At 75.5% G+C, this 14,680-nt stretch carries 9 protein-coding genes; 4 read left to right on the top strand and 5 right to left on the bottom strand.

Annotated elements, in window-relative coordinates; translation table 11 throughout:
• Nucleotides 1-127: 127 nt before the first annotated feature.
• On the bottom strand, nucleotides 128-1,819 hold the full coding sequence (ilvD, locus tag BJ968_RS18795) for a dihydroxy-acid dehydratase (RefSeq protein ID WP_179754410.1): 1,692 nt from the start codon (nucleotides 1,817-1,819) through the stop codon (nucleotides 128-130).
• Nucleotides 1,820-1,936: 117 nt separating this feature from the next.
• Here ilvD and BJ968_RS18790 point away from each other — a divergent pair, with 117 nt between their 5' ends.
• Nucleotides 1,937-3,919, top strand: coding sequence for an aldo/keto reductase (locus tag BJ968_RS18790; RefSeq protein ID WP_179754408.1), 1,983 nt, complete (start codon nucleotides 1,937-1,939; stop codon nucleotides 3,917-3,919).
• On the top strand, nucleotides 3,916-4,857 hold the full coding sequence (locus BJ968_RS25925; RefSeq protein ID WP_218885162.1) for a substrate-binding domain-containing protein: 942 nt from the start codon (nucleotides 3,916-3,918) through the stop codon (nucleotides 4,855-4,857). The genes BJ968_RS18790 and BJ968_RS25925 overlap by 4 nt, the downstream gene beginning before the upstream one ends.
• 3 nt (nucleotides 4,858-4,860) lie before the next feature.
• On the opposite strand, the gene BJ968_RS18780 is transcribed toward BJ968_RS25925, so the two are convergent.
• Nucleotides 4,861-5,229, bottom strand: coding sequence for a Uma2 family endonuclease (locus BJ968_RS18780; RefSeq protein ID WP_179754406.1), 369 nt, complete (start codon nucleotides 5,227-5,229; stop codon nucleotides 4,861-4,863).
• Between the two features lie 113 nt (nucleotides 5,230-5,342).
• A complete protein-coding gene (locus tag BJ968_RS18775; RefSeq protein ID WP_179754404.1) occupies nucleotides 5,343-5,519 on the bottom strand; it encodes a hypothetical protein in 177 nt (58 codons plus the stop codon).
• Nucleotides 5,520-5,682: 163 nt separating this feature from the next.
• On the opposite strand from BJ968_RS18775, the gene BJ968_RS18770 reads away from it, so the two are divergent.
• Nucleotides 5,683-6,651 carry an ATP-binding cassette domain-containing protein gene (locus BJ968_RS18770; RefSeq protein WP_179754402.1) on the top strand — a complete coding sequence of 323 codons (969 nt, stop codon included), beginning with the start codon at nucleotides 5,683-5,685 and terminating at the stop codon, nucleotides 6,649-6,651.
• A complete protein-coding gene (locus BJ968_RS18765; RefSeq protein ID WP_179754400.1) occupies nucleotides 6,648-7,466 on the top strand; it encodes an ABC transporter permease in 819 nt (272 codons plus the stop codon). Before BJ968_RS18770 ends, BJ968_RS18765 begins: the two co-directional genes overlap by 4 nt.
• On the opposite strand, the gene BJ968_RS18760 is transcribed toward BJ968_RS18765, so the two are convergent.
• Together BJ968_RS18760 and BJ968_RS18755 are read right to left on the bottom strand one after the other, a co-directional pair.
• Nucleotides 7,448-10,633 carry a BTAD domain-containing putative transcriptional regulator gene (locus BJ968_RS18760; protein WP_179754398.1) on the bottom strand — a complete coding sequence of 1,062 codons (3,186 nt, stop codon included), beginning with the start codon at nucleotides 10,631-10,633 and terminating at the stop codon, nucleotides 7,448-7,450. The two genes, BJ968_RS18765 and BJ968_RS18760, sit on opposite strands and share 19 nt — an antisense overlap.
• Nucleotides 10,634-10,682: 49 nt before the next feature.
• The gene (locus tag BJ968_RS18755; RefSeq protein ID WP_343078129.1) at nucleotides 10,683-14,657 is read right to left on the bottom strand and encodes a bifunctional nitrate reductase/sulfite reductase flavoprotein subunit alpha; all 3,975 of its coding nucleotides are present in this window, start codon (nucleotides 14,655-14,657) and stop codon (nucleotides 10,683-10,685) included.
• Nucleotides 14,658-14,680 lie beyond the last annotated feature (23 nt).

Genomic DNA, 14,680 nt, shown 5'->3' with positions numbered 1-14,680 from the left:
ACCCGCTGGACGGCGCGGGGCGGGTGGGGGGCCATCGTTGCGACAACGCTCGCGGTCATCGCGAGCGTTGTCACAACGATCCCACCCCACCCCACCCCGCCCCGCCCGGCGCGCGGCGCGCGGTGCGTCAGAGGCAGACGGCCCCGACGGAGGCGGACTGGACCTGCTTGGCGTACTTGGCCAGCACCCCGCGCGTGAAGACCGGGGGCAGCGGCTGCCAGCCCTCGCGGCGGGCGGCCAGCTCCTCGTCGTCGACGAGGACCTCGAGCGTCTTGTTCGCGACGTCGAGGCGGATGGTGTCCCCGTCGCGCACGAAGGCGATCGGCCCGCCGTCGACGGCCTCGGGGGCCACGTGCCCCACGCACAGGCCCGTCGTCCCGCCGGAGAAGCGGCCGTCGGTCATGAGCAGCACGTCCTTGCCCAGCCCGGCGCCCTTGATCGCGCCGGTGATGGCGAGCATCTCGCGCATCCCCGGGCCGCCCTTGGGGCCCTCGTAGCGGATGACGACGACGTCGCCGGCCGAGATCGTGCCGTCCTCCAGCGCGTCGAGGGCGGCGCGCTCGCGCTCGAAGACGCGGGCGGTGCCCTCGAAGACCTCCGAGTCGAAGCCGGCGCTCTTGACCACCGCGCCACCGGGGGCGAGGTTGCCGGTGAGGATCGTGATGCCGCCAGTCTTGTGGATCGGGTCGTCCAGGGCCCGCAGCACGACGCCGTCGACGTCCGGCGGGGCGATGTCGGCGAGGTTCTCGGCCATGGTCTTGCCCGTGACCGTCAGCACGTCCCCGTGCAGCAGCCCGGCGTCGAGCAGGGCGCGCATGACGACGGGGATGCCGCCGATGCGGTCGACGTCGACCATGACGTGCCGGCCGAAGGGCTTGAGGTCGCCCAGGTGCGGGACCTTGCCGGCGATGCGGTCGAAGTCGGCCAGGGTCAGGTCGACCTCGGCCTCGTAGGCGATGGCCAGCAGGTGCAGGACGGCGTTGGTGGACCCGCCCAGGGCCATGACGACGGCGATGGCGTTCTCGAACGCCTCCTTGGTGAGGATCTGCCGGGCGGTGATCCCCCGGCGCAGCAGGTTCACCACGGCCTCGCCGGACTTGCGGGCGAACCCGTCGCGACGACGGTCGGTGGCCGGCGGGGCGGCGCTGCCGGGCAGCGACATGCCCAGCGCCTCGGCCGCGGCGGCCATGGTGTTGGCGGTGTACATGCCGCCGCAGGCGCCCTCGCCGGGGCAGATGGCGCGCTCGATGGTGTCGACGTCCTCGCGCGACATCAGCCCGCGCGCGCAGGCCCCGACGGCCTCGAAGGCGTCGATGAGGGTGACCTCGTGCTCGCTGCCGTCGGACAGCTTGGCCCGGCCGGGCAGGATCGTGCCGGCGTAGAGGAAGACGCTGGCCAGGTCCAGGCGGGCGGCGGCCATGAGCATGCCCGGCAGCGACTTGTCGCAGCCGGCCAGCAGCACCGAGCCGTCGAGGCGCTCGGCGCTCATGACGGTCTCGACGGAGTCGGCGATGACCTCGCGGGAGACGAGGGAGAAGTGCATCCCCTGGTGCCCCATCGAGATCCCGTCCGAGACGGAGATCGTGCCGAACTCCAGGGGGTAGCCGCCGCCGGCGTGGACGCCGTCCTTGACGGCCTTGGCCAGGCGGTCCAGCGGCAGGTTGCACGGGGTGATCTCGTTCCAGCTGGACGCGACCCCGATCTGGGGCTTCTCCCAGTCGTCGTCCCCCATGCCGACGGCTCGCAGCATGCCCCGCGAGGCGGTGGCCTCCAGCCCGTCGGTGACCTGGCGGCTGCGCGGTTTGATGTCGACGCTCACGGCGGGAGTCTAGATCGCGCCCGCCGGGCTCAGCCCGTTGACCGGACGGGGAGCGGCGATTAGCGTTCACCGGGCCGTGAACGTTCACGGCCCTCCCCCGGCCCGAAGGAGCGCCTCATGCCCACCCCCACCCGCTGGGCCGTGCTCGGCCCCGGTGGCATCGCCCACCGGTTCGCCTCCCAGCTCCCCCACGCCGACGCCGAGCTCGTCGCCGTCGGCAGCTCGCCCACCCCCGCGGGGACCGAGCGCGCCCGCGCATTCGCGGCCGAGTTCGCCCCCGACGCCTTCGTCGGCGACTACGACGCGGTCCTGGCCCGCGACGACGTCGACGCCGTCTACGTCAGCACCGTCCACGTGACCCACGCCAAGCTCGCGCTCGCGGCGCTGCGCGCCGGCAAGCACGTCCTCGTCGAGAAGCCCTTCGCGCCCAACCACGGCACCGTCATGGCGATGGTCGACGCCGCGCGCCGGTCCGGCGTCCACGTGCTCGAGGCGTACATGTACGCCCACCACCCGCAGTTCCAGAAGACCCTCGACCTCGTCCGCAGCGGGGCGATCGGCACCGTGCAGCACGTCGACGCCAGCTTCTCCTTCGCCACCGGGAAGAAGGAGGGGCGCCTGTACGACGCCGACCTCGCCGGCGGCGGGATCCTCGACGTCGGCGGCTACCCCGTCTCGGCCGCGCACCTCGTGGCCGGGGCCGCGCTCGGCCACCCGGCCGCGGTCGAGCGGTTCTCCGCGCAGGGCACCGTCGGGGAGACCGGCGTCGACGAGTGGGCCGTGGCCTCCCTCACCTTCGCCGGCGGGATCACGGCCTCGGCGCGCACCGGCGTCGGGCTGGCCGAACCGCAGTCGGTCACCGTGTACGGCTCGGCCGGCACCGTCCACCTGCCCGACCCGTGGACGATCCTCGGGGACCCCCGCGTCGTGCTGACCCGCCCCGGCGCCGAGCCGGAGACCTTCGCCTTCGACCCCGAACTGCCCGCGAACAAGGCCTACGCCCTGGAGGCGAAGGCGCTGGTCTCCGACGCCACCCCGGCGTTCACCCTCGACGACACCCTGGCCGTCAACGCGCTGCTCAACCGCTGGCGCGACGCGATCGGCCTGCGCTACCCGTTCGAGACCGACACCGCCGACATCCCCACCGTCTCGGGCCTGCCGCTGCGGCGCACCGAGCCGACGGCCATGAGGTACGGGCGCATCCCCGGCCTGGACCGCGAGGTCTCCCGCCTGGTCATGGGCTGCGACAACCAGCCCGACCTCGCGCACGCCTCGGCCGTGTTCGACGCGTTCGTCGAGGCCGGCGGGAACACGTTCGACACGGCGTGGGTGTACGGCATGGGCAAGTACGAACGGCTGCTGGGCCGCTGGATCGCCAACCGCGGGATCCGCGCCGACGTCAACGTCATCGTCAAGGGCTGCCACACGCCGCACTGCGACCCCGAGTCGCTGACCCGCCAGCTGTTCGAGTCCTTCGAGCGGCAGGGCAACGACCACGCCGACATCTACATGATGCACCGCGACAACGAGGACATCCCCGTCGGCGAGTTCGTCGACGTCCTCGACGAGCACGCCTCCGCCGGGCGCATCACGGTCTACGGCGGGTCGAACTGGTCGACCGCCCGCGTCGACGAGGCCAACGAGTACGCCGCCAAGAACGGCAAGCGCCCGTTCTCGGTGCTGTCCAACCACTTCGGGCTCGCCGAGGCCTACGACGTGCCGTGGGCCGGGTGCCGGCACGTGACCGACCCCGGGTCCAAGAAGTGGCTGTCCGAGCGGAACATCGCGCTCCTGCCGTGGAGCTCGCAGGCCCGCGGGTTCTTCGCCCGGGCCGACGCCGACGACACCAGCGACGCCGAACTGGTCCGCTGCTACTACTCCGAGGCGAACTTCGAGCGCAAGGCGCGCGCGGAGCAGCTCGGCCGGGAACTCGGCGTCCCCGCCACCGCGATCGCCCTGGCGTTCGTGCTGGCCCAGCCGTTCGAGGTGTTCGCGCTGTTCGGCCCGCGCACGATCGCCGAGGCGCGCTCGTCGATGACCGGGCTGGGGGTCGAGCTGACCGAGCAGCAGGTGGCGTGGCTGGACCTGCGCGAAGGGTGAGCGGACCCACCGGGACCCCCGGGCCGGCGCGCGCCGCGACCATCGTGGACGTGGCGCGCGCCGCCGGGGTCTCCCGGCAGACCGTGACCCGGGCCGTGAACGACATGGCCGGCATCAGCGCCGCCACCCGCGAGCGGGTGCTGGCCGCGGCCCGGGAGCTGAACTACCACCCCTCGCGGTTCGGCCGGGGCCTGGTGAAACCCTCGGCCCGCACCCTCGGGCTGCTCGTCGGGGACCTGACCAACCCGTACTACGCCGACCTGGCCTCCACGGTCCTGCGGCTGGCCGCCGACCGCGGCTGGAACGTCGTCATGGCCGAACCGGGGTCGGTGGCGGACCTGGTCGGGGGCGCCGACGCGGTCGTCGGGTTCACCGGGCTGGCGCTGGACCGGCCCGGTCCCGGCGCCCCGAACCTGCCCGTCGTGGAGATCGACCCGCCGCGCGTCCAGCCCGGGCACGGGCGGGTCGAGCTGGAACGGGCCACCGCGACCGGCGACGCCGTGCGGCACCTGCTCGGCCGCGGTGTCCGGCGCCCGGTGGTGATGGACCTGCCCGGTTCCACCTCGCGGGGACGGGCGTTCACCGCGGCGTTCCGCGCCGCGGGGGTCGAACCCGTCGCGGCCCCGCGCGAGGCCGGCTGGGCGGACCTGCGCGACCTGGACCCCGACGCCCTCGTCGCGTTCAACGACCTCGACGGGTTCCGGCTGCTGCGGGACCTGGCCCGCGACGGCGTGGGCGTCCCGGAGCGGGTGAAGGTGGTCGGGGTCGACGGCCTGGCCGTCGGGGAGTTCGTCACCCCGCGGTTGTCGACGCTCGCGATCGACCTGGCCGAGGTGGCCCGCGCCGCCCTCGACCTCGTCGTGGAGCTCAGCGAGCGGCGCGCCGGGGACCCGGTGCGGGTCGTGCCGCACCGGTTCGTGGCGCGGGACTCGACCTGAGGCTCAGCCCGCCAGGAGCGCCTCGACGTCCACGGTGATCCCCCACCGGTCCAGCTCAGCGGTGCCGGTGATCACCTGGTCGAGGACGGAGGCGTCCCCGACCAGGGTGAAGACGTGAACAGCCCGACCCCACGGCGACTCCGGCGCAGGGCGCCGGCTCCAGACCCAGTGCTCCGGGCACCCGGCCGCCGCGTGGTCGTGGAGGTCGCGGACCCGGTCCGTCGCCTCGTGCGACGGCGAGAGCACCTCGACGAGGAGCGCGACCGGACCGTCCCGGTGCTGACCGGACCGGTCGACCGCCGGCGGGTGGTCACGGTCGATGAGCACGAGGTTCGGGACCCCGTGAGCGGACTCGTGCACTTCGGCTGCCACGGTGCCCTCTCCGACCTGTCGTCACCGGTCCGGCCACGGACCACCGCGGCACTCACCGCCGAGCCCGCCTCGAAGCCGCCCCGCGAAGGCGGGCAGCCGGGGCAGCGGGGCCCTCAGGAGCGCTGCAGCCCCAGCTTGCGCAGCGAAGCGCGCACGTCGGCGGCCTCCCAGCCCAGCCGGCCGTCCGACCACGTCGGGGCGGGCAGGGCCCCGCGGCCGACCAGGGAGTGCAGCGTCGCGACGTCGACGTCGTAGCGGTGGCTGACCTGGAGCAGGGTGAGCTTGTCCATCGGATCCGATTCTCGAGGTGAGGCGGGGACGGGGCGAGGAGCACCCGCGGGGCGAAGAGCCCAAACGGCCCGATGGTACCCGGTGCCGGCCCGTGCCAGGAAGCGCCAGCGCGCGCCAGCGGGGTGACAGCGCCGCGCCAGCGGCCCCGGCGACGGTCCTGCCATGACCTACGCGATCGAGGCCGACGGCCTGCGCAAACGATTCGGTGACACCCGGGCCCTCGACGGCGTCTCCCTCGCCGTGGCCGAGGGCAAGGTCCTGGGCGTGCTCGGCCCCAACGGGGCGGGCAAGACGACCGCGGTGCGGGTCCTGGCCACGCTGCTGCGCCCCGACTCCGGCACCGCCCGCATCGGCGGTCACGACGTCGTCCGCGAGGCCGCCGCCGTCCGCCGCACCATCGGCCTCACCGGCCAGTACGCCTCCGTCGACGAGGACCTCACCGGCCGGCAGAACCTCCTGCTCATCGGGGCGCTGCTGGACCTGTCCCGCCGCGACGCCCGGCGGCGCGCCGACGAGCTCCTGGAGTGGTTCGACCTCACCGGCGCCGCGTCGCGCCCGGCCGGCACCTACTCCGGCGGGATGCGCCGCCGCCTGGACCTGGCCGCCTCCCTCGTCGGGCGCCCGGCCGTGGTGTTCCTCGACGAGCCCACGACCGGTCTGGACCCGGCCAAGCGGGACGCCATGTGGGACGTCGTGCGCACCCTGGTCGCGGAGGGGTCGACGATCCTGCTGACGACGCAGTACCTGGAGGAGGCCGACCAGCTGGCCGACGAGATCACCGTCATCGACCACGGCCGCGTCATCGCCCACGACACCCCGCTGGGCCTGAAGCGCCAGGCCGGCAACCGCACCCTGACCGTGGTGCCCGCCGACGCCGCCCACGCCCCCGTCGTCCGGTCCCTGCTCGCGGCGGTCTCCTCCGAGGAACCCACCGCCCTGCCCGCCGGCGGGTTCTCCGTGCCCGTCCTGGACGAGGCCGTGGTGGGGACGACGGTGTCGGCGCTGGCCGGGCGCGGCGTGGCCCTCAGCGAGCTGTCGCTGCACCTGCCCACGCTCGACGAGGTCTTCTCCACCCTCACCCAGCACGAGGACCGCACCCGAGACCGCAACGAGAAGGAGGTCGCCGCGTGAGCGCCGTCCTGGAACACCCCACCCCCACGACCCCCAGCCCCGCCGCACCCCGCCCGCTGCGCGCCCTGCGGCACGCCGGCGCGCTCGCGGTCCGCAACCTCGTCAAGACCGCCCGGACCCCCGAGGCGCTCATCGACGTGACCGTCCAGCCGGTCATCTTCCTGCTGCTGTTCACGTACATCTTCGGCGGCGCCCTCGGCGGCGGGGACCGCGGCAGCTACCTGCAGTACCTGCTGCCGGGGCTGCTGGCGCAGTCGATCGCCCTGGCCGGTGTCTCGCTGGGGCAGAACCTGAACTCCGACATCCAGAAGGGCGTCTTCGACCGGTTCCGGTCGCTGCCCATCGCGCGGTCGGCCCCGCTCGTGGGGGCCGTGCTGGCCGACGTCGTGCGGTACCTGATCCTCTTCGCGGTCACCACGGGCGCGGCGTGCCTGCTGGGTTTCCGGGTGCAGACCGGCCTCGTCCCGACCCTGGCCGCCCTGGGGGTCTCGATGGCGTTCGCGCTGTCGTTCTGCTGGATCTCGGTGTACGTCGGCCTCCTGGTGCGCACCCCGGGCGCGGTGCAGGGGCTGATGTTCCTGCTCGTCATGCCGCTCAGCTTCGGCAGCAACGTGTTCGTGGACACCGCGACGATGCCCGGGTGGCTGCAGTCCTTCGTGCACGTGAACCCGGTCACCCACCTCGTGGGGGTGGTGCGCGGGTTGCTGCTGGGCGGTCCGGTGGCCGGTGACCTGGCCTGGACCGGCGGCTGGATCGCGGTGTTCCTCGCCGTGTTCGTCCCGCTGGCGCTGCGCGCCTACTCCCGCCGCGCCTGAGGACGGGCCCCGGGGCCGGCGGGGGCGAGCACCGCGCGCAGACCGGCCAGCGCCTCCTCCCGCGCCAGGTCGCGGCCGCCCCGGTAGGCCGCCTCGAACTCCCCGGGGGGCAGGACGCGGTCGAGGTCGGTGCGGACCCGGGCGATCTCCGGCTCGGTGCGGTCGTCGGCCCCGCGCAGGCCGGCGGCCACGCCCAGCAGCCGCGCCGCGCCCCGCGGGTCGCCCGTGGCCAGGACCCAGCGGGCGACCGCCACGGCCGTCATGGCCGCGATGGGCATGTCGAAGGTCCCCAGCGCGAACTCCAGGGCCTCGACGAGGGTGGTCCCGGCCTGCGGCACCTGCCCCGCGTCGAGCTGCAGGTGGGCCAGCACCGTCAGGAGCCCGGCGCGCTCGTGACCCCACACCCCGCCGGAGGTGCGGGCCGGGCGGGCGGCCAGCCGCTCGTCGACGACCTCCCGCGCCCGCTCGGCTCGGCCCGTCGCCCGCAGCAGCCCGACCTGCGTCATGACCAGCCACGTGCGGGTGGTGGCCGACGCGGTCCCGGCGGCGGCCTCCATCCGCTGCAGCTGGGCGACGGCCTCCTCCAGCCGGCCGCGCCGTTGCAGGACGTCGACGAGCCGCATGCGCAGCTGCACCTCGTCGTCGGCGTTGCCGAACGGGGTGACCAGGTCACCGGCCTGCCGGTACAGGTCCTCGGCGGCGTCCAGGTCACCGTCGTACAGGCGCCCCTGGGCCAGCAGCCGCAGGGCCCCGGCCTTCCCCCAGCTCTCCCCCACGGCGGCGAACCCCGCCGCCGCGCGGGCGGCGGACTGCGACATGGCCGCGGTGTCGCCCACGTTCTCGGCGGCCGCGGCGAACATCAGCTGCACGAGCGCCTCGGCCCACGGGTCCGAACCGGCCGCGCGGAGGAACTCCGCCACGCGCGGGTCGTCGCGCAGCTCGGCGGGGGCGGGTGCGGCGGTCTCGTCGGTGAACCGCTCGAGGAACACCACCAGCAGCAGGGTCAGCACGTCCCGCTCGCCCGGGCCGAGCTGCGCGAGCTCGGCGCGCAGCTCCCGCATCCGCGCCCGCGTCGGTCCCCACTCCCCCGCACCGTCCATGACGCCGTTGACCAGTTCGAGCCCCTCGGCGGCCAGGGCGGCCGGTCCCCCGGTCGGCGCGCCCGAGCGCGCCACCGCGAGCCACTCGCGCACCTGGGCGTGCCGTCCCAGCGCGGTCCACCACACGGCCACCGGCAGCGCCAGCCGCAGGGCCGGCTGCGAGCGGCCGGTGGTCACGAGGTGGCGCAGCGCGGCGAGGAGGTCCTCGGACTCGGCGTCCAGCCGGGTCGACCACTGCACCTGGTCGCCGCCCCGCAGCCCCGCCGAAGCGCGCTCGCTGACGCCCAGCGCCCACTGCGTCCGCGCCTCCAGCACCTTCTCCGCGTCCCCGGAGGCGGCGAGCCGCTCCGCGCCGTACTCCCGGATGGTCTCCAGCAGCCCGTACCGCGCGGTCGGGCCCGGCCGCAGCTGCAGCAGCGACTTCTCCACGAGCGAGCCCAGCAGGTCGGCCACGGTCAGCTCGTCCCCCAGGTCCGGGGCGAGGGCCGCGGCGGCCTCCACCGGGACGGGGGCGTGGAACACCGACAGCCGCTGCAGCAGGGCCTGCTCGTCGGGAGCCAGCAGTTCCCAGCTCCAGTCGACGACGGCGCGCAGCGTGCGGTGCCGGGCCACCGCCGTGCGGCGGCCGCCGGTCAGGACGCGGAACCGGTCCGAGAGCCGGTCCAGCAGGTCGGCCGGGCTCATGGACCGCAACCGGGCCGCGGCCAGCTCCAGGGCCAGCGGCAGGCCGTCGAGCCGGGTGACGACCTGCTCGACGACCTCCCGGTGCGGCCCGTCGGCGGTGAAACCCGGGGAGACGGCCCGGGCGCGGTCGGTGAACAGCTCGACGCCGGCCTCTGGCGGCAGCGGCCCCAGCGGGTGCAGGACCTCCCCCTCCACGCCCAGGCCCTCCCGGGAGGTGGTCAGGACCCGCAGCCCCGCGCACGAGCGCAGCAGGTTCTCGACGAGGTGGGCGGCGGCGTCGACGACGTGCTCGCAGTTGTCCAGCACCAGCAGGTTCCCGGGCGCGGCCAGCGCGGAGACGACGCGCGTCCAGGGGTCGGTGTCGCCGCGCAGCGGACGCAGCCCGCGGCCGGTGTCCCGGGCCCCCACGACGGCCGCGACGGCGCCCAGCACGTCACCGCCCTCGGCGACCGGGGCCAGGGGCACGACGTGCACGGTCCCGCCGGCGAGGGCGCCGACCTCACCGGCCAGGCGGGTCTTGCCCGCGCCCCCGGGACCGACGACGGTGACGCAGCGGGCCGCGGCGAGCAGCTCGCGGACGCGCGCGACGTCGGCGGCCCGGCCCACGAAGGAGGTCAGGGCGCCGGGCACCGCCACCGGGGGCGCCGGCCGCGCCGGGGCACCACCGCCCGCCAGCGCCTGCCGGTGGGCCTCGCGCAGCGGGGCCGAGGGGTCGGCCCCCAGCTCCTCGGCCAGCAGCCGCCGGGTCTGCTCGTAGGCGGCCAGCGCCTCCCCCGCCCGGCCCGAGGCCGTGAGCACCCGGACCCGCAGCTCGGCGAACCGCTCCCGCAGCGGGTGCGCCCGCACCAGCTCCTCCAGCTCGGCGGCCAGGCCGTCCAGGGCCCCGGTCACCAGGCGCGCCTCGGCCCGGTCGGCGAGCCCGTCCAGGCGCGCCTCCTCCAGGCGCACCGCGTCGGGGGTGTCGGTGAGGTCCACCAGCGGGCCGCGCCAGCGCGCGAGGGCGGCGGTGAGGACCGCGTCGGCCTCCTCGCAGGCCCCGGCGCGCAGCAGGGACCGCCCCCGGGCCAGGGCCGCCTCGACCTCCGGCACGTCCACCGCGACCCCGTGCAGGGCGTACCCGGCCGGCCCGGCGACGACACCGGCCCCGGTCCCGGCCCCGGTCCCCAGCGTGCGGCGCAGCCGGGACACGAGCGACTGCAGCGCACCGGGACCGCCGGGTCCCTCCCCGGCCCACAGCAGCTCCTCCAGCCGGTCCGTGGACACCGGGTGACCGGCGCGCAGGGCGAGCTCGGCGAGCAGCCGGCGCAGCCGCGTCCCGGGCACGGGGACCTCGGCGCCGTCCGCGGTGCGGACGCGCAGGGGGCCCAGGAGGTCGATCTGCACGGGCCCAGCCTGCCACCGGCTCCCGCGGCCCCGCGGGACCCGGGGGACCTCAGTAGACGTCGCGCACGTACCGCTTGCCGCTGGCCATCGCCCGCACGTACGCGGCGGCGTCCTCGGCGCCCATCCCGCCGTGCTCGGCCACCACCTCGCGCAGCGCCGCGTCGACGTCCCGGGCCATGCGCGCCGCGTCGCCGCAGACGTACACGTGGGCGCCGTCGGCGATCCAGCGCCACAGCTCCTCGCCGTGCCGGCGCACCCGGTCCTGCACGTAGACCTTCTCGGGCTGGTCGCGGGAGAAGGCCAGCGACAGGCGCGTGAGCAGACCGTCCTCGCGCCAGCCCTCGAACTCCTCGCGGTAGTACCAGTCGGTGCGGGAACTGCGCTCGCCGAAGAACAGCCAGTTCGGGCCGGTGGCCCCGTGGGCGCGGCGGTGCTGCAGGAAACCCCGGAAGGGCGCGACCCCCGTCCCGGGCCCGATCATGACCATCGGCACGGACGGGTCGGCGGGCGGGCGGAACGCCGGGGAGGGCTGGACGAAGACCCGCAGGTCCCGGCCGTCGGCGCGGTCGGCCAGGAACGTGGAGCAGACCCCGTGCCGCACGGGGTCGCCGTAGCGCACCACGGACACCGTCAGCTGCACCTCGTCGGGGTTCACCTCCGGCGCCGAGGAGATGGAGTACTGCCGCGGCTGCAGGGGTTTGAGCAGGTTGCGCCACTCGGCGGGCTCGGCCCCGACGGGGAAGTGCCGCAGGACGTCGGCGGTCTGGCGGCCCCGGCACCACTGCGGGGTCAGCCCCTCCTGCCGGGAGTGCCGGGCGACGAACCGCAGCAGGTCCGGGGACGGGCGGGTGACGTCCAGGTCGCGCAGCTCACCGGCGTCGAGCCCGGTCAGCGAGGCGACCTCCTCCACGACGGCGGGGTCGTTGACGGGCCAGACCCCCAGGGAGTCCCCCACCTCGTGCTCCAGGCCGGCGTCGCGGGCGAACCCGAAGAGCCGGACCTCCTTGGAGGAGCCCTCGGCGTTGAGCCGCACGTTGCGCACCAGGCGGGAGACGTAGGGGTCCTTGCGGGTCGGGCGCGCGGGGGCCGCGGGGGCCGCGGACCGCTGGGCGGGGATCGCCGGGGCCGCCGCCGGCGCCGACGTGGCCGACGTGGCCGACGGGCCCAGCAGGCCGGCGATCGTCGCGCTCCAGCTCGCGGCCCGCTCGTCCTCCCCCGGCTCGCAGTCCACGCGGTCCAGCAGCCGCTGCGCGCCGAGCTCGGCGAACCGCTCGTCGAGGCGCCGGCCGTGGCCGCAGAAGTCGGCGTAGCTGGAGTCCCCGAAGGCCAGGACGGCGAACCGGCTGCCGTCCAGCCGCGGGGCGTCGGGGGCGGACAGGCTGTCCCAGAACGACTCCCCGTTGTCCGGCGGCCCGCCGTCGCCGAAGGTGCTGGAGACGACGAGCGTCGTGGGCGCCAGCCGCGCGGGGTCGGCCTGGTCCATCCCGCGCACGCCCACCCGCACCCCGGAGGCCTCCAGGACCGCGGCCGCCGAGCGCGCGTGCTCCTCGGCCGAGCCCGTCTGGGACGCGTAGAGCACGAGCACCTCGGGCTCGGCGACCGCGGTACCGGGTGCAGAGGCGGGTGCGAGGGCGGTGCCGGGGGCGGGGCGGGCGGCGAACGTCCCGGCGAGGAACCCGTCGACCCACGCCCGCTCGGCCGCGGGGAACGGGGCCGAGTCCGGCAGCACCGGGGTGAAGCCGGGCGCCTCGCCCAGGGCGTGCAGGAACCCCGCGAGGTACCGCTCCTGCCGGTCGTCGAGGACCGGCGGGCCGGACGCGGCGGGGACCCGCGCGGGCGCCTGCACGGGGACCTGCACGGGGACCTCGGCGGGGACCTCGGCGGGGACGCGGGTCAGCTGCACGGCGCACACCTTGAGCTCGGGCTGGAAGCTGTCGGGGTCGACGGCGTCGTTCGTGACGGCGTTCACCGCCAGGTCCTGCCCGAACGCGTCGCTCCAGTGGAAGGGGGCGAAGCAGCACCCCGGCAGCACCCGGTCGGTGACGACCGCGGGCAGCACCGCCCGGCCGCGCCGCGAGGCGACCTCGACGCGGTCCCCGTCGGCCACGCCGAGGCGCTCGGCGTCCTGCGGGTGCACCTCGACGAACGGGCCGGGGTTCAGCTTGTTGAGCTTGGCGATCTTGCCCGTCTTGGTCAGCGTGTGCCACTGGTGCTGCAGGCGCCCGGTGTTCAGGACGAAGGGGAACTCGTCGTCGGGCAGCTCCGCGGCCGGCACGAACGGCCGCGGCCAGAACACGGCCCGGCCGCTGGCGGTCGGGAAGCGCAGGGAACCGTCGCCCGTGAGGTAGCGCACGGGGTTGCGGGCCGGGCCGTCGGGGGCCACGGGCCACTGCACCGGCCCCTCGCGCAACCGGTCGTGGTCCACCCCCCGCAGGTCGTAGCCGGTGTGCGGGTTGGAGAACCGCCGGATCTCCTCGAAGACGTCGGCGGCGCACCCGTACGCGAACTGGTCCCCGAAGCCCATGGCCTGCGCGACGCGGGCGATGACCTCCCAGTCCGGCCTCGCCTCGCCCACGGGGTCGACCGCCTGCGGCAGCAGGGTCATGGTGCGCTCGGAGTTCACGGCGACCTGGTCGGACTCGGCCCACAGCGCCGCGGGCAGCAGGACGTCGGCGTGGGGGGTCGTCTCGTTGTCCGCGAAGGCGTCCTGCACGACGACGAAGTCGCAGCGCCCCAGCGCCTCGACGACGGTGGACCGGTTCGCGACGGAGGCGACGGGGTTGGTGCAGACGATCCAGCAGGCCTTGACCTCCCCGTCGGCCATGCGCCGGAACAGGTCGATCGTCCCGGTGCCGACCTCGGTGCGCAGCGTCCCCGGCTCCAGGCCCCACACGCTCTCGGTGAAGTCCCGGTCGGCCTCGACGAGCACCGACCGCTGCCCCGGCAGGCCCGGGCCCATGTACCCCATCTCCCGGCCGCCCATGGCGTTGGGCTGGCCCGTCAGGGAGAACGGGCCGCTGCCGCGACGGCCGATCGCCCCGGTCGCCAGGTGCAGGTTGACCAGGGCGTTGGTGTTCCAGGTCCCGTGGACGCTCTGGTTGAGCCCCATCGTCCAGCAGCTGACCCAGTTCCCGGCCCCGGCGATGAGCTCGGCGGCCCGGCGCAGGTCCGCCTCGGGGACGCCCGTCAGCTCGGCCACCCGGGCCGGGGGGAAGTCGGCCAGCAGCGGCGCCATCGCCTCCCAGCCCGTCGTGGAGGAGGCCACGAAGTCCTCGTCGACGGCCCCCAGCTCGACCAGCAGGTGCAGCAGGCCGTTGAGCAGCGCCAGGTCGGTGCCCGGCCGGACGGGCAGGAAGACGTCCGCCGCCTCGGCCGTCGCGGTGCGCCGCGGGTCCACGACGATCACCTTCGCGCCGGCCTGCCGGACCCGGTCCATCATCCGCAGGAAGAGGATGGGGTGGCAGTCGGCCATGTTGGAGCCGACGACGAGGAAGACGTCGGCGTGGTCGAAGTCGTCGTAGGAGCCCGGCGGGCCGTCGGCGCCGAGGGACTGCTTGTAGCCGGTCCCGGCGCTGGCCATGCACAGCCGGGAGTTGGACTCGATCTGGTTGGTGCGCCAGAAGCCCTTGGCGAGCTTGTTGGACAGGTACTGCGCCTCCAGGGACATCTGCCCCGAGACGTAGATCGCCACCGAGTCCGGCCCGTGCTCGGCGATCGTCGCGGCGAAGCGGTCGGCCACCCGGCGGACGGCCTCCTCCAGCGGCACCGGCCGGGCCGGGCCGCCCCGCTCGTCGCGCACCTGCGCGGTCTCCAGCCGCCCGGGCGCGGTGACCAGGGCGGCGCTCGTCGCCCCCTTGGTGCACAGCCGGCCCCGGTTCACGGGGTGCTCGCGGTCCCCAGAGACCCGGGCGAGGGTGCGCCGGCCCGTCTCGGGGTCGGTGGCGACGTCGAGGACCACACCGCACCCGACCCCGCAGTAGGAGCAGGCACTGCGCACGCTGGTCGTCACCTCGGGGCCGCTCACGTCGGCAGTACACAAGGGCGCCG

It is taken from the genome of Kineococcus aurantiacus, from assembly GCF_013409345.1.
Taxonomy (GTDB): Bacteria; Actinomycetota; Actinomycetes; order Actinomycetales; family Kineococcaceae; genus Kineococcus; species Kineococcus aurantiacus.
The sequence above is the reverse complement of the archived record's forward strand: the minus strand, read 5'-3'. Positions and strand labels throughout refer to the sequence as shown.

Excerpts from the sequence above, each read along its gene's own strand:
- BJ968_RS18775 (WP_179754404.1), bottom strand. The coding sequence starts at position 5,519 with ATGGACAAGCTCACCCTGCTCCAGGTCAGCCACCGCTACGACGTCGAC.
- BJ968_RS18770 (WP_179754402.1), top strand. The coding sequence starts at position 5,683 with ATGACCTACGCGATCGAGGCCGACGGCCTGCGCAAACGATTCGGTGAC.
- BJ968_RS18790 (WP_179754408.1), top strand. The coding sequence starts at position 1,937 with ATGCCCACCCCCACCCGCTGGGCCGTGCTCGGCCCCGGTGGCATCGCC.